This is a genomic window from Gordoniibacillus kamchatkensis (assembly GCF_000829455.1).
GTDB lineage: Bacteria > Bacillota > Bacilli > Paenibacillales > NBRC-103111 > Gordoniibacillus > Gordoniibacillus kamchatkensis.
Genome location: NZ_JXAK01000041.1, coordinates 1 through 21,567, shown reverse-complemented (window position 1 = coordinate 21,567; position 21,567 = coordinate 1). Strand labels below are relative to the sequence as shown.

17 protein-coding genes and 2 pseudogenes are annotated in these 21,567 nt (G+C 58.4%); all 19 read left to right on the top strand.

The features are described from left to right. Positions 1–49 precede the first annotated feature (49 nt). The 19 genes and pseudogenes from tsf (at position 50) to rpsO (ending at position 21,320) form a co-directional block, all read left to right on the top strand. Positions 50–700, top strand: coding sequence for a translation elongation factor Ts (tsf, locus tag SD70_RS21315; RefSeq protein WP_041049545.1), 651 nt, complete (start codon positions 50–52; stop codon positions 698–700). A gap of 90 nt (positions 701–790) precedes the next feature. Next, positions 791–1,516 (top strand): UMP kinase, encoded by a 726-nt coding sequence (pyrH, locus tag SD70_RS21310; protein WP_041049543.1) that lies wholly within the window; start codon positions 791–793, stop codon positions 1,514–1,516. 2 nt (positions 1,517–1,518) lie between these two features. Then, a complete protein-coding gene (gene frr, locus SD70_RS21305) occupies positions 1,519–2,076 on the top strand; it encodes a ribosome recycling factor (protein WP_041049541.1) in 558 nt (185 codons plus the stop codon). A gap of 2 nt (positions 2,077–2,078) precedes the next feature. Beyond that, positions 2,079–2,843 carry an isoprenyl transferase gene (locus tag SD70_RS21300; RefSeq protein ID WP_041049539.1) on the top strand — a complete coding sequence of 255 codons (765 nt, stop codon included), beginning with the start codon at positions 2,079–2,081 and terminating at the stop codon, positions 2,841–2,843. 39 nt (positions 2,844–2,882) lie between these two features. Further along, positions 2,883–3,683, top strand: coding sequence for a phosphatidate cytidylyltransferase (locus SD70_RS21295; RefSeq protein WP_041049537.1), 801 nt, complete (start codon positions 2,883–2,885; stop codon positions 3,681–3,683). A 30-nt stretch (positions 3,684–3,713) separates the two neighbouring features. Beyond that, positions 3,714–4,865, top strand: a complete 1,152-nt coding sequence (locus SD70_RS21290; protein WP_041049535.1) for a 1-deoxy-D-xylulose-5-phosphate reductoisomerase — start codon at positions 3,714–3,716, stop codon at positions 4,863–4,865. 335 nt (positions 4,866–5,200) lie between these two features. After that, complete coding sequence (rseP, locus tag SD70_RS21285) at positions 5,201–6,472, top strand: RIP metalloprotease RseP (RefSeq protein WP_041049533.1); 1,272 nt, start codon at positions 5,201–5,203, stop codon at positions 6,470–6,472. 59 nt (positions 6,473–6,531) lie between these two features. Beyond that, entirely contained in the window at positions 6,532–7,980 is a 1,449-nt protein-coding gene (proS, locus tag SD70_RS21280; RefSeq protein ID WP_041049532.1) for a proline--tRNA ligase, read from the top strand. A gap of 212 nt (positions 7,981–8,192) precedes the next feature. Next, positions 8,193–12,463: pseudogene (locus SD70_RS21275) on the top strand (PolC-type DNA polymerase III). 215 nt (positions 12,464–12,678) lie between these two features. Beyond that, complete coding sequence (gene rimP / locus SD70_RS21270) at positions 12,679–13,149, top strand: ribosome maturation factor RimP (protein ID WP_041049530.1); 471 nt, start codon at positions 12,679–12,681, stop codon at positions 13,147–13,149. Between the two features lie 42 nt (positions 13,150–13,191). Continuing rightward, positions 13,192–14,289: a transcription termination factor NusA gene (gene nusA, locus SD70_RS21265; protein WP_041049528.1), complete on the top strand. Its 1,098-nt coding sequence runs from the start codon at positions 13,192–13,194 to the stop codon at positions 14,287–14,289. Between the two features lie 70 nt (positions 14,290–14,359). Beyond that, positions 14,360–14,671 carry an RNase P modulator RnpM gene (gene rnpM, locus SD70_RS21260; RefSeq protein ID WP_041049526.1) on the top strand — a complete coding sequence of 104 codons (312 nt, stop codon included), beginning with the start codon at positions 14,360–14,362 and terminating at the stop codon, positions 14,669–14,671. Next, positions 14,661–14,999, top strand: a complete 339-nt coding sequence (locus SD70_RS21255; protein WP_041049524.1) for a YlxQ family RNA-binding protein — start codon at positions 14,661–14,663, stop codon at positions 14,997–14,999. Before rnpM ends, SD70_RS21255 begins: the two co-directional genes overlap by 11 nt. Continuing rightward, the gene (infB, locus tag SD70_RS21250) at positions 14,980–17,595 is read left to right on the top strand and encodes a translation initiation factor IF-2 (RefSeq protein ID WP_041049522.1); all 2,616 of its coding nucleotides are present in this window, start codon (positions 14,980–14,982) and stop codon (positions 17,593–17,595) included. The genes SD70_RS21255 and infB overlap by 20 nt, the downstream gene beginning before the upstream one ends. 5 nt (positions 17,596–17,600) lie before the next feature. Beyond that, positions 17,601–17,975 carry a 30S ribosome-binding factor RbfA gene (gene rbfA / locus SD70_RS21245; RefSeq protein ID WP_041049520.1) on the top strand — a complete coding sequence of 125 codons (375 nt, stop codon included), beginning with the start codon at positions 17,601–17,603 and terminating at the stop codon, positions 17,973–17,975. Further along, positions 17,972–18,967 (top strand): DHH family phosphoesterase, encoded by a 996-nt coding sequence (locus SD70_RS21240; RefSeq protein ID WP_041049519.1) that lies wholly within the window; start codon positions 17,972–17,974, stop codon positions 18,965–18,967. The genes rbfA and SD70_RS21240 overlap by 4 nt, the downstream gene beginning before the upstream one ends. Next, positions 18,964–19,911 carry a tRNA pseudouridine(55) synthase TruB gene (gene truB, locus SD70_RS21235; RefSeq protein WP_052487725.1) on the top strand — a complete coding sequence of 316 codons (948 nt, stop codon included), beginning with the start codon at positions 18,964–18,966 and terminating at the stop codon, positions 19,909–19,911. The genes SD70_RS21240 and truB overlap by 4 nt, the downstream gene beginning before the upstream one ends. Before the next feature lie 56 nt (positions 19,912–19,967). After that, positions 19,968–20,920 (top strand): annotated as a pseudogene (locus SD70_RS21230) (bifunctional riboflavin kinase/FAD synthetase). A 130-nt stretch (positions 20,921–21,050) separates the two neighbouring features. Then, positions 21,051–21,320, top strand: coding sequence for a 30S ribosomal protein S15 (gene rpsO / locus SD70_RS21225; protein WP_041049517.1), 270 nt, complete (start codon positions 21,051–21,053; stop codon positions 21,318–21,320). Positions 21,321–21,567 lie beyond the last annotated feature (247 nt).

The following is a 21,567-nucleotide window of genomic DNA, read 5'->3' as shown; positions in this document are numbered from 1 at the left end:
TTTTCCGGACATGATCCCATAAACGATACGAACTCAGGAGGTTCCCCTCATGGCTATTTCCGCAAGTGCAGTGAAAGAATTGCGCGAGAAAACCGGAGCAGGCATGCTCGATTGCAAAAAAGCGCTCGAAGAAGCAGGCGGCGATTTGACGAAAGCGGCCGAGCTGCTGCGCGAAAAAGGTCTTGCCGCGGCTGCGAACAAAGCGGGCCGGATCGCAACGGAAGGTCTCGTCGAGTCGTACATACACGGCGGAGGCCGCATCGGCGTACTCGTCGAAGTGAACTGCGAGACCGACTTCGTCGCCAAGACCGAACAATTCCGCGAATTCGTGCGCGACATCGCGATGCAAATCGCTGCTGCCAGCCCGATATACGTTCGCCGCGAAGAAGTGCCGACCGAAGCGCTGGAGAAAGAGAAAGAAATTCTCCGCAATCAGGCGCTCAACGAAGGCAAACCGGCACATATCGTCGACAAAATGGTCGAAGGACGCATGACCAAGTATTACGAAGACGTGTGCCTGATGGAGCAGTCGTTCGTAAAAGACCCGGACAAAACGATCACGACGCTGCTGAACGAGAAAATCGCCACAATCGGCGAAAACATTACGATCCGCCGCTTCGTTCGCTTCGAGCTGGGCGAAGGTCTGGAGAAAAAGCAAGACAACTTCGTTGAAGAAGTTATGGCGCAAGCCAAGCTGTAAGCTTCAAGCCGAAAGCTCACTATATGCAGTAGATTCGGAACACGCCCGTGTTCCTTTTTTTTAAGCTATCGAATACGGAGGGACCCTTCTTTGGAGCAGCCAATCTACAAACGGGTTGTGTTGAAGCTTAGCGGCGAGGCCTTGGCCGGCCAGCAAGGCTTCGGCATCGATTCGGAAATGATCACTTCCATCGCATCCCAAGTGAAGGATGTCGTCGACCTGAACGTGGAGGTCGCCATCGTCGTAGGCGGCGGCAACATTTGGCGGGGCATTGCCGGCAGCGCGAAAGGCATCGACCGGGCAACAGCCGATTACATGGGGATGCTCGCCACCGTCATGAACTCGCTTGCGCTGCAGGATGCGCTGGAGACGATCGGGGTGCCGACGCGCGTTCAATCTTCCATCTCGATGCAGCAAGTTGCGGAGCCGTACATCCGGCGGCGGGCCATTCGCCATCTCGAGAAAGGGCGGGTCGTCATTTTTGCCGCCGGCACGGGCAATCCGTATTTCTCCACGGATACGACCGCTGCGCTGCGCGCTGCCGAAATCGAGGCGGAAGTCATTCTGATGGCCAAAAACAAAGTGGATGGCGTATACTCGGCGGATCCGTTCAAAGACGCGGCGGCCGTCAAATACGACACGCTCACTTACCTTGAAGTGCTCAATCAAAATCTCGGCGTCATGGACGCCACCGCTTCCTCGCTTTGCATGGACAATAACATCCCGCTTATCGTCTTTTCCATTACCGAGAGCGGCAACATCAAACGTGTCTTACTCGGAGAAAAAATCGGAACGATCGTCAAAGGGAGTGTCTAACGATGCCGCAATCCGTCAAAAAAAATGCCGAAGACCGCATGAACAAAGCGCTCGATTCGCTGCGCCGCGAGCTTGCCTCGCTGCGCGCCGGACGCGCCACGCCGGCGCTGCTTGACCGCGTGCAGGTCGAATATTACGGCGCGCTGACGCCGGTCAACCAGCTTGCCAACATCAACACCCCGGATCCCCGCACGCTGCTTATCCAGCCGTGGGACAAATCGTCGATCGGCGCGATCGAGAAGGCGATTTTGAAATCGGATCTGGGCCTTAATCCGGCCAACGACGGCGTGTCGATTCGCATCGTCATGCCTGCGCTGACCGAAGAGCGCCGCGCCGAGCTTGTCAAAATGGCGAAAAAATTCGGCGAAGAAGCGAAAGTAGCGGTGCGCAACATTCGCCGCGACGCGAACGACGACATCAAGAAGCTGGAAAAAACGGCGGGCCTCTCCGAAGACGAAATCCGCCGCCACCAGGACGACATTCAGAAAGCAACCGACAAATTCATTGCCGAAGTCGATAAAATTATTGCCGCCAAAGAAAAAGAGATCATGGAAGTGTAACGATGAGGAGCCCTTTCAAGAAGTGGTTAGGCCAGGGCGTCCGGGCGGAGCGTCCGCCCCTCGATCCGGAAAACATCCCCGCGCACGTCGCCATCATTATGGACGGCAACGGGCGCTGGGCCAAGAAGCGCGGACTGCCTCGCGTCGCCGGCCATCATTCCGGCATGAAGAACGTGAAGAAGATCGTTATGGCGGCCAGCGAGCTCGGCGTCAAGGTGCTGACGATGTACGCGTTTTCAACGGAAAACTGGGGACGGCCCAAAGACGAAGTCGACTTCCTGATGAAGCTGCCGCAGGAATTTTTTCCGCTGGAAATCGACGAGCTGGACGCCAACAACGTGCAGGTGCGCATGACCGGACTGCGGGAAGGGCTTCCGCCGCATACGCTGCAGGCGGTCGAAGGGGCGATCGAGCGCACGAAAGGCAATGACGGCTTGATTTTGAATTTCGCCATCAATTACGGCGGACGCAAAGAAATCGTCGCCGGTGTGCGCAGCTTGCTGCAAGACGTGGAAGCCGGCAAGCTGCAGACGAGCGACATCACCGAAGAGGTGTTCAGCCGCTATACGATGACGCCTGAATTGCCGGATCCGGATTTGCTCATCCGCACGAGCGGAGAGCTGAGAGTGAGCAATTTCATGCTGTGGCAGCTTGCGTATACCGAGCTATGGTTCACCGACGATTATTGGCCGGAATTTACCGAAGAGCACTTTTATCGGGCGATCGCCGAATATCAGCGCCGGGCGCGCCGGTACGGCGGCGTATAAAGCGGCCGACACACGTATTACGAGGCGGAGGAACTTGGATTGAAGCAGCGTATCGTTACAGGGGCTATTGCCGGCGCCGTTTTCCTCGCGTTGCTCGCATGGGGCGGCTTCGCCTACGCAGCGCTCATTATGCTACTTGCCATTATCGGATATTATGAGTTTGTGCGGCTGATCGGGCTGAAAAGCGCTCCGCTTACGGCAATGTTCGGTCTTATCGGGACGCTGCTGCTGGCGGCGCCTTGGAGCGTGTTCGACGCGCTGCATCTGCCCGAAAGGGGAGCGACGGTCATTTGGCTGGCGCTTTTCGGTCTGCTCGCCGTCACTGTCTTCACGAAAAACCGCATCCCTATCGATCAGGCGGCGCTGCTGTTTCTCGGCGTCGTCTATTTGGGTTTCGGCTTTCATTACATGATTGCAACGCGGCTGCCGGAGCACGGCTTGTTTTGGACTTTGTTCGTGTTCGTGTGCATTTGGGTGACGGATTCGGGCGCCTATTTCGTCGGCTCGAAGCTCGGCAAGCATCCGCTATGGCCGGCCATTTCGCCGAAGAAGTCGGTGGAAGGGGCTATCGGCGGCATCGCGGCGGCGGTAGTGACAGCCGTTATTTTCGCGCTTCTGGCGCCGGATCGGGTCGCTCTCGTTCACGCCGTATCGCTCGGCATCGTTATCGGCATTGTCGGCCAACTCGGCGATTTGATGCAGTCGGCCTACAAGCGCGTGAAAGGAATTAAAGATACGGGAACGATTTTGCCGGGCCACGGCGGGGTGCTCGACCGCGTCGACAGCTGGCTGATCGTGTTTCCGTTCCTGCATTTGACCGGTCTGCTTGCCGTTTCTTGAACAGGGCCATACTAACGATCGAGGTGCTTTATGACGAAACGAATCTCCATCCTGGGCTCGACCGGATCGATCGGCACCCAGACGCTCGACGTCGTTTCGCATTACCCGGAGCGATTTGTCGTGACGGCGCTGGCGGGGGGCAACAACGTCGGCTTGCTGGCGGAGCAGACGGTCCGGTTCCGGCCGCAGCTCGTGTCCGTGGCGACGAAGGAGCTCGCCGCAAAGCTGCGGGAGCTGCTCCCGGCGGAGGCTGCGCCGCGCATCGTCTACGGGCCGGAAGGGCTGGCGGAAGCGGCCGCCGCGACGGATGCGGACATCATCGTCACCGCGGTCGTCGGCAGCCAGGGCCTGCAGCCGACGCTGGCCGCTATCGAAGCGGGCAAGACGATTGCGCTCGCAAACAAGGAGACGCTCGTTTCCGCAGGCCATCTCGTAACGGATCTGGCGAGGCGCAAAGGAGTCTCGCTGCTCCCCGTCGACAGCGAGCATTCGGCTATTTTTCAATGCCTGAACGGCGAGCCGCGCCGCGCCTTGAAGCGGATCGTGATCACCGCTTCCGGCGGTTCGTTCCGCGACAAATCGCGCACGGAGCTGCACGGCGTAACGGTGGAGCAGGCGCTGCGGCATCCGAACTGGTCGATGGGCGCTAAAATCACGATCGATTCGGCGACGATGGCCAACAAAGGCCTCGAGGTGATGGAAGCGCGCTGGCTGTACGACGTTTCGTACGACGAGATCGACGTGCTCATCCATCCGGAAAGCATCGTGCATTCGTTTGTCGAGTTTGCGGACGGCAGCGTCATCGCCCAAATGGGAGTGCCCGATATGCGCGTGCCGATTCAGTATGCGCTCACCTATCCGGAGCGGCTGCCGACGCCGGTGCCGCGGCTCGATTTGGCGCAGCTGGGCAAGCTGCATTTTCGCGAGATGGATTTTGCACGCTTCCGCATGATGCGCCTCGCTTACGATGCGGGCCGCGCCGGAGGCACGATGCCGACGGTATTTAATGCCGCTAACGAAGTGGCGGTCGCCAGGTTTTTGCGGAGAGAGATTGAATTTTTGCACATTGACGACATCGTCGAACGGGCGATGGCTGCGCATACGGCGGAAGCCGATCCCGGCTTGGAGGCCATCCTTGCCGCCGACGCCTGGGCGCGCGACCACGCTTCGCGCAGCATATAAGTAATTTTCCCGGCTGCGCGAGAAAGGCGGAGCGGGGGATGGGAAAGCAGGCCTTGGAGCGCAGCGTACGCTTTTGAACTCGCGTTCCAGCTTTGTTTTAATTATGAAGGAACACGAGGGTGGGCGATGCCGGAAAGCCGCATTCTTAGGTCCGCAGCGCAGCCCTACTTTCTCGCGCAGCCCGAATGATATCGATTCTAAACGGCCTCTTTGTCCCGTATATTGGGACGGAGGCCGTTTGCTTGTATGAACGCAACCATTAATGGTAAGCTTATTATAGATAAGCAAGATCCGGGTTCCGCATTCGGGAACGTTACGTTCAGGAGGATGAAGGCATGTCGATCGAGACGATCCTGAAAATTATATTGCTGTTTTTCGTGCTGGTGACGATTCATGAATGGGGACATTACTATTTCGCCAAACGGGCCGGCATTCTCGTGAGGGAATTTGCCATCGGCTTCGGTCCGAAGCTGTTTACGTTCAAGCGCGGGGAAACCCGCTACACGCTGCGCCTTTTGCCGATCGGCGGCTTCGTCCGGATGGCCGGCGAAGACCCGGAAGCGATTCAGCTGCAGCCGGGTCAAACCGTCGCGCTGAAGCTCGAAGGCGATAAAGTGACGCATATTTTTACGGATCAGCTGGAGCATCGTGCGGACGCCATTATCGGTACAGTCGAGCAAGCCGACCTGGAGCGGGACTTGTTCATCCGGCTCGTTGTCGGCGACGAACCAACACGCCTGGCCGTTCATCCGCAGGCGATGATGGTGTCGAAGGGACGCGAAGTGCAAATCGCCCCGTGGGACCGCCAATTCGGTTCGAAGACGGTAGGCCAGCGGGCGCTGTCGATCGTGATGGGGCCGGTTATGAACTTTGTGCTGGCAATCGTCTTGTTCGTGGTCGTTGTCGTGATCTCGGGCATTCCGGTCAACGTGAAGCTGGACGGCGTGAAAATGGGCTCGGCGGGGGAACGGGCAGGGCTGAAAACGGGCGACATCATTTTATCGGTGAACGGCACCGCCATCGGCGAAGACCGCGAGAAGCTGCGCAGCCTTATTACGGCGTCGCCAGACAAGCCGATGTCGTGGATCGTGCAGCGCTCCGGCCAGGAAAAGAAAATCGAAGTGACACCGGACGCGCAAACGGCCGAAGACGGCAAGACGAAATACGGGCTGGTCGGCATTACGCTGGGCTCGGATACGCGCGCGGCGAGACCGGGCGAAATCGCGAAAAACTCCTGGAACTACATTTCCTCGTCAACGGTTGGCATTCTCGACGGCTTCCGCAAAATGGTCATGGGCCAGTTCAAGCTGGACGACCTCGGCGGCCCCGTCCGCATCGTGCAGGTGACGGGCGAATTCGCGGAAAGCGGCACACCGTCCTACACGTATTGGGCGGCGCTGTTCAGCCTGTACCTCGGACTGTTCAATCTGTTGCCGTTCCCGGCGCTGGACGGAAGCCGGCTCGTCTTCCTCGGGCTCGAGGCGCTGCGCGGCAAGCCGGTCGATCCGAACCGCGAAAGCATGGTGCATTTTATCGGCTTCGCGATGTTAATGCTATTAATGATCGCCGTGACGTACAACGATATTTTGCGCTTAATAAAACAGTGAAATCGTGATACAATCGAAGTCAGGATTTTGTCCGCATTTGTCGCCCGTAGGAGGATATCATGTCGAACGAGAAGCAAGCCGTCAATAAAGAAATTACGCCGCAAGCCGAGGATTTCTCCAAATGGTATTTGGACGTCATTAAGAAAGCCGACCTGATGAGTTATTCGCCGGTCCGCGGCTGCATCGTGTTCAAGCCGGACGGCTATGAAATTTGGGAAAATTGCCAGCGCGAGCTGGACCGCCGGTTCAAGGATACCGGTCACCGCAATGCGTATTTCCCGCTGTTTATCCCGGAGAGCTTTTTCCAGAAAGAAAAGGAGCACGTCGAAGGGTTCAATCCGGAGCTGCCTTGGGTGACGGAAGCAGGGGGCGAGAAGCTGGAGGAGCGGCTCGCGATCCGGCCGACGTCGGAGACGATGATCGGGCATATGTACGCCGAATGGATCAACTCGTACCGCGATTTGCCGCTGCTCATCAACCAGTGGGCCAACGTCGTCCGGTGGGAGAAGCGGACGCTGCCGTTCCTGCGGACGAGCGAATTTTTGTGGCAGGAAGGCCATACCGCGCACGAGGACGAGGCGGACGCGCGCCGCGAGACGCTGCAAATGCTCGATGTGTACACCGATTTCGTCGAGAACGTGCTGGCGATCCCGGTCATCAAAGGACAGAAGACGCCGTCCGAGAAATTCGCCGGAGCGGTCGATACATATTCCGTCGAAGCGATGATGAAAGACGGCAAGGCGGTTCAGGCGGGCACGTCCCATTACTTGGGTACCAATTTCGCCGTCGCCTTCGACATCAAATATTTAAGCCGCGAGAACACGCATGAATACGTGCATACGACGTCGTGGGGCGTCAGCACCCGGCTCATCGGGGCGCTTATCATGGTGCACGGCGACGATCGCGGGCTCGTCATGCCGCCGAAGGTGGCGCCGACGCAGGTGATCATGATTCCGATCGGCCCGCCAAAATCGCGCGAGCAAGTGACCGCCCGCATCGACGAGCTGTTTGCCGAGCTTAAGGCAGCTGGTGTGCGCGTACGCGTCGACGATCGCGATCAGAGCCCGGGCTGGAAGTTCAACGAGCATGAGATGCGCGGGGTGCCGATTCGCGTCGAGCTCGGTCCGCGCGATATGGAAGCCGGTCAAGTCGTCCTCGTCTCCCGCGTCTCCGGCGAGAAGCGCGTTGTGGCGCAAGCGGACATCGTGAGCGAAGTGCAGAGGCTGCTGGACGAAATTCACCGCGACATGTTCGAGAAGGCGAAAACGTTCCTGCACGAGCACATTACGCCGGTCGATACGCTGGAAGAGTTCAAGAATCTGCTGGAAGACAAAGGCGGCTTCGGCCTTGCCGGCTGGTGCGGCTCCGCCTCGTGCGAAGAACACGTCAAGGAGCAGACGAAAGCGACGAGCCGCAACATTCCGTTCGAGCCGGCGGTGCATAAGGAGTCTTGCTTCGTCTGCGGGGAACAGGCGAAGCACACGGTTGTGTGGGGGCGTAGCTACTAACATTCAATGAGATACTGCGGAGCGGAGGAGGATGGAATTCAACCGGAGACGACTTTAACGGAGTCCGGAGGTTGAATTCCACATCCGCAGCGTAGCCCTTATCTCATAAACAGGCAAAGAAGGGCACCGTGTCTTTGCCTTTTGTTTTTCTACATGGGGGAGGAACAAACGTGAGCAATTTGGCGGAGAAGCGAAGCCGTTTCGAGCAGCTGATGCTGCAGGCGGACGTGCCGGACGACATGGCGCGCTCCTTTTTCGCGGATGCTTATATCGAGCAAGTGACCGTCAGCCGCAAAAACCGCGATTGGCGATTCTCGCTAGTGAAAAAGAGCATGGTTCCGCAAGAGGTATACCGTTCGTTCTGCCGCATGATTCAGGATAAATTCGCCCACATCGCGCGCATCCGGTTCCGCATTCGCTTTGAAGAAGCCGAAACGTCGGAGCTGGTGCAAGAATACTGGAGCCTGTTTCTGGAATGGGTGCAGCGCGAGTCGCCGACGATCAACGGCTGGCTGACCAAAGCCCGCATCGAGACGGCGGGTCCGCTTGTAACGCTGCGGCTCCTGAACGAGATGGGGCTGGAGATGGCGCGGAAGAAGCAGGTCGACGAATGGGTGCGCCGCTTTTTCCTCGAGTTTTTCCATGCCGAGATCCAGGTCAAATACGCGCTGAACGAAGCGAACGAGCGGGAAGAAGAGTTCGAGCGGTTTCAGAAGCAGATCGAGGAGGAAGGCCGCGCCGTATCGCAGGAAATGCTGCTGGCGGTGCCGCAGGAGGAAGAAATCGAGCTGCCGGAAGGCGAGCTGAAGCTGATGGTCGGCTACGACATCAAAGACCAGCCGGTGCCGATCGAGCAAATCCAGGAAGAAGAAAAGAAGATCACGATCCAAGGCTCCGTCTTCGGCCTCGAATCGAAGGAGCTGCGCAACGGCTCGACGCTGTTTACGTTCAGCGTCACCGATTTTACCGATTCGCTGCAGCTCAAAATGTTCGCCAAGACCAAAGAAGACTTGAAAATTCTGAGCCTGCTGCAAAACGGCAAATGGGTGCGGGCCCGCGGCCGGGTCGAGTACGACCGCTTCATGCAAGTGCCCGAACTCGTCATGATGCCTTCCGACCTGACCGAAGTGCTGCCGCCGAAGGAGCGTACCGACGACGCAGAGGTAAAGCGGGTTGAATTCCATCTCCATACGACAATGAGCGCAATGGACGCCGTTACGTCCGTTGAAGACTACATAAAGACGGCTGCGAAGTGGGGGCATAAAGCCATCGCCATCACCGACCACAGCGCCGTACAGTGTTACCCGGAGGCGAACAAAGCGGCGAAAAAAGCCGGCATCAAAGTGATTTACGGCCTTGAAGCCAACGTCGTCGACGACGGCGTGCCGATCGTGCTGAACGGTCGGGACGAGGAGCTGAAAGACGCCGTCTACGTCATTTTCGATATCGAGACGACCGGCCTGTCCGTCGTGAACAATAAAATTATCGAAATCGCCGGGGTCAAAATGCAGGCGGGCCGCGAAATCGACCGCTTCGCCACGTTCATCGACCCGCACGAGCGCATTCCGTACAACATCCAGCAGCTGACGAACATTTCCGACGACATGGTTCGCGGCGCTCCTGAGCTTGCGGACAAGCTGCCCGAGTTCGTGCAGTTTGTCGGCGACGCCATTCTCGTGGCGCACAACGCCCGCTTTGATATGGGTTTCATTCAGGCGAACCTGAAGCGGCTAGGCCATGCCGAGCTGCCGAATCCGGTGCTTGACACGCTGGAGCTGGCGCGCTTGCTGTTCCCGTCGCTCAAAAACCACAGGCTCAATACGCTGGCCGACAAGTTCAAAGTCAGCCTCGAAAACCATCACCGGGCGATCGACGACTCCATCGCGCTCGGCAACGTATTGTTCCATCTCATCAACGAAGCCGCCGAACGGGACATGACGAACCTGGCACGCCTGAACGACAACGTCGGCAAAGACCTCAGCAACCAGCGTCCGTTCCACTGCTGCATTTATGCCAAAAACGCGGTCGGCAAAAAGAACTTGTACAAGCTAGTATCGCTGTCGCATACGAAGTATTTCAACCGAGTGGCGTGCATTCCGAGAAGCAAGCTCGTGGAGCTGCGCGAAGGGCTGCTCGTCATATCCGGCTGCGAAAAGGGCGAGTTTTACGAGACTGTGCTTAACAAATCGCGCGAGGAAGCGGAGCAGGTAGCGGAATTTTACGACGTGCTGGAAATTCAGCCGGTCGGCTACAACATGCACCTAGTCGACAAAGGTCTCGTCGGCTCGCGGCGCGATCTCGAGAACGCGGTGCGGACGATTGTCGAAATCGGGCGCAAGCTCGGCAAACCGGTCATCGCCACGGGCAACGTGCATTACTTGCACCCCCGGCAAAAAATTTTCCGCGACATCGCCATCCACGGCATTACCGGCTTCTCGCCGCTGAAGGATATCAAGAAGCCTGACGCGCATTTCCGGACGACGAAGGAGATGCTGGAGGAGTTCCAATTTCTCGGCGAAGACGTCGCCTATGAAGTCGTTGTCACGAATACGAACAAGCTGGCCGACGAATTCGAGGAAATCCAGCTGTTTCCGAAGAAGCTGTTCTCGCCGATTATCGAAGGGGCCGAGCAGGAAATCGAGGATAAATGTTACTCCAGAGCGAAGGCGCTCTACGGAGACCCGTTGCCGGAGCTCATTCAGGAGCGGCTCGTGCGCGAGCTGACGCCGATCATTCAAAACGGCTTCTCGGCCAACGTCCTTATTTCCGAGCGCCTCGTCAAAAAGTCGAACGCAGACGGCTATCTCGTCGGCTCGCGGGGCTCGGTCGGCTCGCTGTTCGTCGCCAACATGCTCGGCATTTCCGAGGTAAATCCGCTGCCGCCGCATTATTTGTGCCCCGAATGCCAGCATAACGAATTTTTCACCGACGGCTCGATCGGTTCCGGCTTCGACTTGCCCGACAAAGATTGCCCGAGGTGCGGAGCGCACATGCTCGGCGACGGCCAGGACATCCCGGCGGAGACGTTCATGGGCTTCACCGGCGAGAAGGTGCCGGATATCGACCTCAACTTCTCCGGCGAATACCAGCCGGAAGCGCACAATTATACGAAAGTGCTGTTCGGCGAGAAGAACGTGTTCCGTGCCGGCACCATCGGCACCGTAGCGGAGAAGACGGCCTACGGCTTCGTGAAAAAATACGAAGAGGATCAGGGGAACGGGCGCAAATGGCGCGGCGCCGAAGTGAACCGGCTCGCGCTCGGTTGCACCGGCGTCAAGCGTTCGACCGGCCAGCACCCGGGCGGCATCGTCGTCGTCCCTGACTATATTGACGTCGAGGACATTACGCCGGTGCAATTTCCGGCTGACGATACGAGCTCCGAGTGGAAGACGACGCATTTCGATTATCACGCCTTCGACGAAAACTTGCTCAAGCTCGATATTCTCGGGCACGACGATCCGACGATGATGCGCATGCTGCAAGATTTGACCGGCGTCGACCCGACGAAAATCAAGATGAACGATCCGAAGGTGATGAGCATTTTCAACTCCACGGATGCGCTCGGCGTAACGCCGGAGCAAATCCGCACGCCGGTGGCGACGTACGGCATCCCCGAAATGGGCACGAAGTTCGTGCGCCAAATGCTGGAGGAAACGCGGCCGTCCACGTTCGCCGACCTGCTGCAAATTTCCGGCTTGTCGCACGGTACGGGCGTATGGCTCGGCAACGCGCAAGAACTTATCCGTAAAAATATTTGTACGATCAAAACCGTTATCGGCTGCCGCGACGACATTATGCTGTATCTGATTTATAGAGGCGGGCTCGACAAGCGCTGGCGTTCAAAATCACAGAGAGCGTGCGGAAGGGCAAGGGCCTCACCGACGAGTGGAAGCAAACGATGAAGGAGCACGGCATTCCGGCGTGGTACATCGATTCGTGCGAGAAAATCGAGTACATGTTCCCGCGCGCGCACGCCGCCGCCTACGTCACATCCGCGGTGCGCACGGCGTTTTTCAAGCTGTATTATCCGATTGAATTTTACGCAACGTACTTTTCCGTCCGCGCTGCCGATTTCGATATCGAGCTGATGTGCCAAGGGTACGACGCCATTGTGGCCAAGCTGATCGAAATCGAGGAAAAAGGGTTCCAGGCCCAGCCGAAGGAGAAGGCGATGATCTCCATTTTGGAAATGGCGATCGAGATGACGGCGCGCGGCTTTACGTTCAAGCCGATCGACCTGTACCGCTCGCATGCGACGAAGTTTACGATCGACGGCGACGCGCTCATTCCCCCGTTCTCGGCTATCGCCGGCATCGGCGAGAACGCCGCCAAAAACATCGCCGCCTCCAGGGAGGATGGCGACTTCCTCAGCGTGGAAGATTTTCAGGTGCGGTCCAAAGCGTCGAAAACGATCGTCGAGCTGCTTGCCGGCATGGGCTGCTTCCGCGGCTTGCCGGAGTCGAACCAGCTGTCGCTGTTTTAAACAATTTGACGTTTTCGCCATGCCAATCCGCAGTCGGAGCGATTGGGCGAATATCCTCATAGGCCATTTTCAGAAAACCTGTTCTTGTCATTCGTTTCACGTTTATGGTATAATCTCTCTTGGCAATAATGAAGATAACACTTCTGCTAATGAAGAGTGGGGCGACCCACTCTTACTGTTTTGAATACGGAAGTTTCGGACTGCGAGGGATGGTAATGACGACGAACGAATCGATTAAGCAAACGGTGGAACAGATGCTTAGAGGATACCTCGACGAGCATCATTTTGAGCTGGTCGATATCGAATATGTGAAAGAAGGCAGCAACTGGTTTCTCCGCGTCTATGTGGACAAGGAGGGTGGCATCGACATCGACGACTGCGGACGCATCAGCGAATATTTGAGCGCCCGCCTCGACGAGGAAGACCCGATTCCGCAAGCGTATTTCCTCGAAGTGTCTTCGCCGGGCGCCGAACGGCCGCTGAAAAAGCCGCAGGACTTCGCCAAGGCGGTCGGCCAGAACGTATTCGTCACTACGTACGAACCGGTCGACGGTACCAAAGAGTTTGAAGGCTTGCTCGAGGCGTTCGACGGCGAAACGCTGACGGTGCGGCACGGCAAAGGCAAGAGGACGAGCGTCATTCCGCTCGCCAAAGTGGCCGGCGCACGGCTCGCCATCGAATTTTGATGTTACCAACGTTGATTCCATGAGAGGGGGAACCCGGTTCAAATGAATATCGATTTTATTGAAGCGCTGTCGGAAATCGAACGAGAAAAAGGCATCTCGAAGGAACTGCTCATTGACGCCATCGAAGCGGCCATGATCTCCAGCTACAAGCGCAACTTCAACACCGCGCAAAACGTCCGCGTCGACATCAACCGCCAAACCGGCATCATAAAAGTGTACGCCCGCAAAACGGTCGTGGAAGACGTGCTCGATCCGCGGCTCGAAATTTCGCTCCATGCCGCGCGTGAAATCAACGGCAACTATCAGCTTGACGATATCGTCGAGATCGAAGTGACGCCGCGCGATTTCGGGCGCATCGCCGCGCAAACGGCGAAGCAGGTCGTGACTCAGCGCATTCGCGAAGCGGAACGGGGACTCATTTACAATGCTTTTGTCGATAAGGAAGAAGACATTGTAACAGGCATCGTGCAGCGCCAGGATTTACGCAATTTGTACGTCGACCTCGGCAAAGTGGAAGCGGTGCTCCCGCTCACGGAGCTGATGCCGAACGACAAATTCAAGCAAGGAGACCGCGTCAAAGCGTACATCACCAAGGTCGAGAATACAACCAAAGGCCCGCAAATCGTGCTTTCCCGGACGCATCCGGGTTTGCTGAAGCGGCTGTTCGAGCTCGAGGTGCCGGAAATTTACGACGGCGTCGTCGAAATTCGTTCCGTCGCACGCGAAGCCGGCTTCCGCTCCAAGATAGCCGTCTATTCCCGCAACCCCGAAGTCGATCCGGTCGGCTCTTGCGTCGGCCCGAAAGGCGTGCGCGTGCAGACGATTGTGAATGAGCTCAAAGGCGAGAAAATCGACATCGTACACTGGGTCGAGCAAGTCGACGAATACGTCGCCAACGCCCTCAGCCCGTCCAAAGTGCTGGAGGTCGAAGTGCATGAAGCCGAGAAGCTGGCCCGCGTCATCGTGCCGGATTATCAGCTGTCGCTGGCGATCGGCATCAAGGGCCAGAACGCCCGCCTTGCGGCCAAGCTGACCGGGTGGAAGATCGATATTAAGAGCGAATCGCAGGCGGAGCAAGAATACGGCCGGCCGAAATCGCAGGGCGAAGAGATGCAGCAAGATTCCGTAAGCATTGAATGATGTTGCACCAATTGGCGGCTTGGCGCGCTGTTGAAGCGCCGGAGCCGTTCGCGAAGGGAGGGGAGGAGCCGTGAAGCAACGCAAAATCCCGCTGCGCAAATGCGTGGCGTGCCAGCAAATGATGCCGAAGCGCGAGCTGATCCGCGTCGTGCGCTCGCCGGAAGGGGACATTTCGATCGATCTGAAAGGGAAGAAAGCGGGGCGCGGCGCCTACCTGTGCGGCAAACAATCGTGCTTCAAGCTGGCGAAAAAGAGCCGGGCGCTCGACCGCGCGCTCAGCGTCACGGTGGCGCCGGACATTTACGACCAGCTCGAGCACGATTTCATAAAAGTTGAAGACGAATTTATCGCCGGCAAAGAAGAGATGAGCGATGAATCATAAATTTTTCAATTATTTGGGGCTTGCGATGCGTGCAGGCAAGCTCGTTACCGGGGACGAGAGCGTGCTCAAGACGGTTCGTTCCGGCGAGGCGAAGCTCGTCGTGATGGCGACGGACGCCTCAGTCAACATGCAAAAAAAATACCGGGATAAATGCGGTACGTACGAAGTTCCGCTGCTTGAATTCGGCACCCGCTCGGAGCTGGGTTCGAGCATCGGCAAAGACGAGCGGGTGCTGATCGCCGTCACCGACGGCGGGTTCGCCCGCATGCTGCAGTCGTGTCAGGCAAACTTAGCGGAGGTGAAAGATATTGAGCAAAACAGACAATAAGCTACGGGTGTACGAATACGCGAAATCTTTGAATATGAGCAGTAAAGAAATTATTACCATATTGAAGCGCCAAAACATCCCGGTCAATAACCATATGAGCGTGATGGAAAATGACGCCGTCGAGGCGGTAGAGCGCTTTTTCAGAGACATCAAGGCAAATGCCGCAGCAAAACGAGCGGCGGGAGACGGAGGCAATGTGAACGTATCGCAAGCAAAGCAGCAGCAAGGGTCGACTCAGGCGGCAGCGCCGAAGCAGGAGCAACGTCCGAACGCAGGCGGAACTGTACAGCAGCAAGGCGGAGGGCAACAAGGCGGACAGCAGCACGGCGGACAGCAGCGCCAAGGGGAAGGGCGCCCGCAAGGGCAAGGAGGCGGCAACCGCGATGGCGGCCGTCCGCAAGGTTACGGCGGAGCGGGCCAAGGCGGAGGCCGTCCGCACGGCCAAGGCGGAGGCAATCGCGACGGCCGCCCGCAAGGTCAAGGCGGTCCGGGGCGCGACAACCGTCCGCAAGGCCAAGGCGGTCCTCGTCAAGGCGACCGCCCGGGCCAGCGTCCGCAGGGCGGCGGCTTCGGCGGAGGGGCCGCCGCCGGAGCCGGTCCGCGCGGAGGAGGCGGCGCCCCGGCCGGCGCTCGTCCAGGCGATTCGCGCCGTCCCGGCGCACAGCAGCAAAATCCGCGCTTCAACCCGCGTACGACAACGATGGACGAGAGTGACGACAGCAATAAGGCTGGCGCAAAAAAGGCGAAGCAAAACCAGCGCTTCGAGGAAAACAAAATGCGCGGCCGCGGCGGCAAAGGCAACAGAGGCCGCCAGCCGGAGCAGCGCAAAGAGAAGATCGACAACACGCCGAAGAAAATTATTGTGCGCGGCGAAATGACCGTCGGCGAGACGGCGAAGCTGCTGCACAAAGAAGTGTCCGAAGTCATCAAGAAGCTGTTCATGATGGGCGTCATGGCGACGATCAACCAGGAGCTCGATCTGGACACGATTCAACTGATCGCGACCGAGTACGGCGTCGAAGTCGAGCTGAAGATCGCCGTCGACGAAGACAATTTCGAGCTGATCGAAGAGAAGGACGACGAGACCGAACTGGAGGAGCGTCCGCCGGTCGTCACCATTATGGGCCACGTCGACCACGGCAAAACGACGCTGCTTGACGCCATCCGCGAGACGAACGTCACCGCGGGCGAAGCCGGCGGCATTACGCAGCATATCGGCGCTTACCAGGTCGAGATCAACAATAAGAAAATTACGTTCCTCGACACCCCGGGCCACGAAGCGTTTACGAGCATGCGCGCCCGCGGCGCTCAGGTAACGGATATTACGATTCTGGTCGTCGCAGCCGACGACGGCGTCATGCCGCAAACCGTCGAAGCGATCGCCCACGCCAAAGCGGCGAACGTGCCGATTATCGTGGCGGTCAACAAAATCGACAAGCCAGGCGCGAATCCGGACCGGATCAAGCAAGACTTGACCGAGCATGGACTCGTGCCCGAAGAATGGGGCGGAGATACCATTTTCGTTGAGCTGTCCGCCAAGCAGCGCATCAACCTCGAAGGCTTGCTGGAAATGATTTTGCTCGTCGCCGAAGTGCAGGAGTACAAAGCGAACCCGAACAAGCGGGCGCGCGGTACCGTCATCGAAGCCGAGCTGGATAAAGGCAAGGGACCGGTTGCGCGCGTCCTCGTCCAGCACGGCACGCTCAAAGTGGGCGACAGCTTCGTTGCCGGCGTCTGCTTCGGCCGCGTACGTACGCTGACGAACGACAAGGGCAAGCGGCTGAAAGAGGCGGGGCCGTCGACCCCGGTGGAAATTACCGGTTTGACGGAAGTGCCGCAAGCGGGCGATCCGTTCCTTGTGTACGAAGACGAGCGCAAGGCCAGAGCGATCGCCGAACGCCGCGCCGCTACGCTACGCCAGTCGACGATGGGGGCGAACACGCGCGTTACGCTCGACGACCTGCATAAGAAAATTCAGGAAGGCGACATTAAGGACCTTAACGTCATCATCAAAGCGGACGTGCAAGGCTCCGCCGAGGCGCTGCGCGGCTCGCTGGAGAAAATCGACGTCGAAGGAGCCCGCGTCAAAATTATTCACAGCGGCGTAGGCGCCATTACGGAATCCGACATTTCGCTCGCCAGCGCCTCGAATGCGATCGTCATCGGCTTCAACGTTCGTCCGGAGCCGCAAGCGATGGCAACGGCTGAGCAGGAGAAAGTCGATGTGCGCCTGCACCGGATCATTTACAACGTGATCGAGGAAATCGAGCAGGCGATGAAAGGCATGCTCGATCCGGTCTTCAAGGAAACGGTGCTCGGCCAGGCGGAAGTGCGCAACGTGTTCAAAATTACCGGTGTCGGGACCGTCGCAGGCTGCATGATTACAAACGGCAAAATTACTCGTTCGGCATCGGCCCGCCTCATTCGCGCCGGCATCGTCGTGTTCGAAGGCAAAATCGACAGCCTGAAGCGTTTCAAGGACGACGTCAGGGAAGTCGCGCAAGGCTACGAGTGTGGTATATCTCTGGAGCGTTACAACGATATTAAAGAAGGAGACGTCATCGAAGCCTTCATCCTGGAAACCGTAGAGAGGTGATCCCTATGACCAAAGTGCGTCAGAGCCGGGTCGGCGAGCAAATCAAGAAAGAGCTGTCGCAGCTCATTCAGAAGGAGCTCAAAGATCCGCGTATCGGGTTTCTCACGATAACGGGCGTCGACGTCACCGGCGATTTGTCGCAGGCGAAAGTGTACCTCAGCGTGCTTGGCACCGACGAGCAAAAGCAAGATACGCTAAAAGCGCTGGCAAAAGCGAACGGATTTCTGCGCACCGAGATCGGCAAACGGATCCGGCTGCGCAAAGTGCCGGAGCTGCTTTTCAAGACGGACGCGTCCGTCGATTACGGCAGCCGCATCGATCATTTGCTGCACCAGCTTCACCGGGAAGAGCATGATAAGGAAGGGAACAAGGAAGTATGACGCGCGGAGCCGCAGTCGACAAGCTCGCTGCCCGGCTCCAGGCGGCGTCGGAGTTTATGCGGGAGCACGACGATTTCCTGGTGGTGTCCCACGTCCAGCCGGACGGGGACGCCGTCAGCTCTACGCTTGCCGTCGGTTGGATGCTGGCGCAGCTAGGCAAAACGTATACGATGATCAATGAAGGGCGGCTGCCCGCCAAGTTCAGCTACTTGCCGAACTACGAGCGCGTGCTGTCGTTTACGGAACAGGCGCCGTCGCGTCTGTTTCGTCATGTCATCAGCGTCGATTGCGCCGATTATGCGCGCATCGGCAAAGTGAGCGAGCTGTTCGCCGAAGGCGCGAAACTCCTTAATATCGATCACCACCCGACGAACGACGGCTTCGGCGCCTGTCAGCTGATCGTGCCGGACGCGTCCGCGACGGTGGAGATTTTATATGATTTGGCCGTTCAGATGGGGTTCGCCCTCGATACGGATTTCGGCCGCTGCATTTATACCGGCCTTCTAACCGATACCGGCGGCTTCCGGTACGCGAGCGTCGGACCTAAAGTGATGCAGATAGCCGCCGATTTGCTGAAGCTTGGCGTGAACGGGCACGAGCTGGCCGAAGCCGCGCTGGAGAAGATGACCGTGCCGCAAATGAAGCTGCTGCAAAAAGGCCTGTCCACACTGCGCTTCTCGGACGACCGAAAAATCGCCTGGGTCCACATTTCGCTCGAGGACATGGCCGCCATTCAAGCGGAGAGCGAAGATATGGACGGGCTCGTCAATTATCCGCGCAACGTCGAAGGCGTTCTCGTCGGGCTTATGTTCAAACAGCGGGGACCGCTGTCCTGGAAAATCTCCCTCCGTTCCAATACCGTCAACGTCGCCGAGATTGCCCAAAAATTCGGCGGAGGCGGGCATATTCGCGCCGCCGGCTGCACGGTGGAAGGGGAGCTGCAGGAAGTGACGGAACGCGTCGTCAGGGAAGTCGGGTCGATGCTGACATGACTCTTGAAGGTGTGCTGCCGGTATGGAAGCCGGCGGGGATGACGTCGCACGACGTAGTTGCCCGGGTGCGCCGCATCACGCGGGAGAAGCGGATCGGCCATACGGGGACGCTCGATCCGCAAGTGACGGGGGTGCTTCCGCTCTGCATCGGCCATGCGACGCGGGTCGTCGAGTTTGTGCAGGAGCTGCCCAAGACGTATGTGGCGAAGCTCGTATTCGGGATCGCAACCGATACCGAGGATATGACCGGGACCGTTATCGAACGGGCGCCTGCCGTACACTTCGAACGCGGCGAGCTGGAAAGCGTGCTGGACCGTTTTCGCGGGGAAATTTGGCAGCTGCCTCCGATGTATTCCGCCGTTAAAGTGGACGGCAAGCGGCTGTACGAGCTGGCGCGAAGCGGCGAGACGGCGGAGCGGAAGCCGCGGCCGGTAACGATCTATCGCCTCGAGCTGCTGGACTGGAAGCCTGACGCCGAACTGCCGGAGGCCGCCATTGAAGCGGAATGCTCCAAGGGAACGTACATCCGGACGCTATGCGTCGATATTGGACGAGCTCTCGGCGTGCCCGCAGCGATGTCCGAGCTTGTCCGGACAAGGACAGGCCACTGGACGAAGGACAACTGTTACACGCTGGAGGAGATCGAACAGCTGCAGCAGCGGGGCGAGCTTGCGTCCCGGCTCGTTCCAATCGACGAAGCGGTAAGCCATTTGCCGGCTGTGGAGCTCAGCGATGCTGCGGCCGCTCATGCGCTGCAGGGCCGGAAACTGCCGCTGGAAAAGCGAACGCCGGCCATAACGGACGGCGCCGTCGTCCGCGCTTATGCGCCGCAGCGCCAGTTTATCGGGTTATTTACGTGGGACGAAGGGCCGAACGCGCTCGTTCCGCTCAAAATATTTTTGCATTCCTATCAAAAGCGAGCGGCCGCCGACTTGCACCGCTAGTCGAGGTCCCGCCGCATAGAGGGCTCCCGACAGGGAGAGCTTGGGGGGCGCCTGTCATGCATATTTTTCATTTATCTTATTGTGATTCCGAACGTCCCGCCGGATTGCCGAACAAGCCGCAAGTTCTCGCCATCGGCGACTTCGACGGCGTCCACCTAGGCCACTCTGAAGTGATCCGCCGCGCGGTCACCACCGCCCGCGGGCTGCAGCTGCCTTGCGCGGTCATGACGTTTGACCCTCATCCGCGCGAAGTGCTGGGGGCGGCGAAATATGCGCAAAGCCTTACACCGCTAGAGCGGAAAATGGAGCTGTTCGCCAAGCTCGGCGTGGACATCGCCTACATCGTTTCGTTCGACGAGACGCTGATGCGCGTTTCGCCGGAGCAGTTCATCGAACGGATGCTGCTCCCGCTTGGGATCAATACCGTTATTGTCGGTTTCGACTTTACGTTCGGCCATCGCGGCGCCGGTACGCCGGATACGCTGTCGCAGCTCGCCAAGGGAACTTATGCCGTTGAAGTGGTGCGGCCGTTCGAGATTGAAGGCAGCAAAGTGAGCTCGACGGCGATTCGCGACGCACTGGAGCGGGGGGATGTGGCCGAAGCGGCGAAACTGCTCGGGCGTCCGTACACGATCCGCGGCGAGGTGGTGCATGGCGACGCCCGCGGCAGGACGATCGGGTTCCCGACCGCGAACGTGCAGCCTGACGGCGTTTATGTGCTGCCGGCGAACGGCGTGTACGCCGTCCGCGCCGTCATCGACGGCGACGACGCCGTCTATAGCGGCGTCATGAACGTCGGCGTCAAGCGACGTTCGCCTCCGGAGGCGAGCCGAAGCCGACGGTGGAAGTGCATCTGTTCGATTTCGACCGCGACATTTACGGCCGGATCATGGAAGTGTCGCTCATCCGGCATTTGCGCAGCGAGCGCAAATTCGGCTCGGTACAGGAGCTGATAGAGCAAATTCGCCGCGATGCGGCGGAAGCGAAGGCGCATTTACTTTCGCTGTAGAACGTGTTATACTATGGAACGTTGCCCAGGCCTGAGCGTCTGGCGCAATTTGCGAACCGTAGCTTGGGGCCGCGCACCACCGGCGCACTCTCGGCTATCGGCGATTATAACGAAAGAGGAGGTGACGAGGATGGCATTGTCCCAAGAGCGCAAGCAAGAGCTGATTCAAGCGCACAAGACGCACGAGAGCGATACCGGTTCTCCGGAAGTTCAAGTGGCTATCCTGACGGAAAACATCGTCAACTTGACGAACCACCTGCGGGAGCATAAGAAAGATCACCACTCCCGCCGCGGTCTGCTCAAGATGGTCGGCCAGCGCCGCAAGCTGCTGACGTACCTGAAGAACAAAGACGTGAACCGTTACAGCGCATTGATCGAGAAACTCGGCCTTCGCCGCTAAGCTTGACCCGGGAACAACCGCCCGTTGCCGGCAGCCCGCGATTCGCATCCGCGAATGGCGCCGCGCGCCGGTTGCTTTCTCTATAGTTATGTGGTTTTGTCAAAATGGGAGCGTCGCTGCAGAGGTTCTTTTCCGTCCCGCAGCGCAGCGCTATTTTCCGAGTGCAAGGAATATGGCGGAGCGGAGGGCGGAAAACGAACCGGAGAGACGACTTTTAAAGCCGCGTTCCATCCGCCAAGGATGAAGA

Coding starts and splice junctions, on each gene's coding strand:
- tsf (WP_041049545.1), top strand. CDS start 50: ATGGCTATTTCCGCAAGTGCAGTGAAAGAATTGCGCGAGAAAACCGGA.
- frr (WP_041049541.1), top strand. CDS start 1,519: ATGCCGCAATCCGTCAAAAAAAATGCCGAAGACCGCATGAACAAAGCG.
- SD70_RS21300 (WP_041049539.1), top strand. CDS start 2,079: ATGAGGAGCCCTTTCAAGAAGTGGTTAGGCCAGGGCGTCCGGGCGGAG.
- SD70_RS21290 (WP_041049535.1), top strand. CDS start 3,714: ATGACGAAACGAATCTCCATCCTGGGCTCGACCGGATCGATCGGCACC.
- rseP (WP_041049533.1), top strand. CDS start 5,201: ATGTCGATCGAGACGATCCTGAAAATTATATTGCTGTTTTTCGTGCTG.
- proS (WP_041049532.1), top strand. CDS start 6,532: ATGTCGAACGAGAAGCAAGCCGTCAATAAAGAAATTACGCCGCAAGCC.
- rimP (WP_041049530.1), top strand. CDS start 12,679: ATGACGACGAACGAATCGATTAAGCAAACGGTGGAACAGATGCTTAGA.
- nusA (WP_041049528.1), top strand. CDS start 13,192: ATGAATATCGATTTTATTGAAGCGCTGTCGGAAATCGAACGAGAAAAA.
- SD70_RS21255 (WP_041049524.1), top strand. CDS start 14,661: ATGAATCATAAATTTTTCAATTATTTGGGGCTTGCGATGCGTGCAGGC.
- rbfA (WP_041049520.1), top strand. CDS start 17,601: ATGACCAAAGTGCGTCAGAGCCGGGTCGGCGAGCAAATCAAGAAAGAG.
- SD70_RS21240 (WP_041049519.1), top strand. CDS start 17,972: ATGACGCGCGGAGCCGCAGTCGACAAGCTCGCTGCCCGGCTCCAGGCG.
- truB (WP_052487725.1), top strand. CDS start 18,964: ATGACTCTTGAAGGTGTGCTGCCGGTATGGAAGCCGGCGGGGATGACG.
- rpsO (WP_041049517.1), top strand. CDS start 21,051: ATGGCATTGTCCCAAGAGCGCAAGCAAGAGCTGATTCAAGCGCACAAG.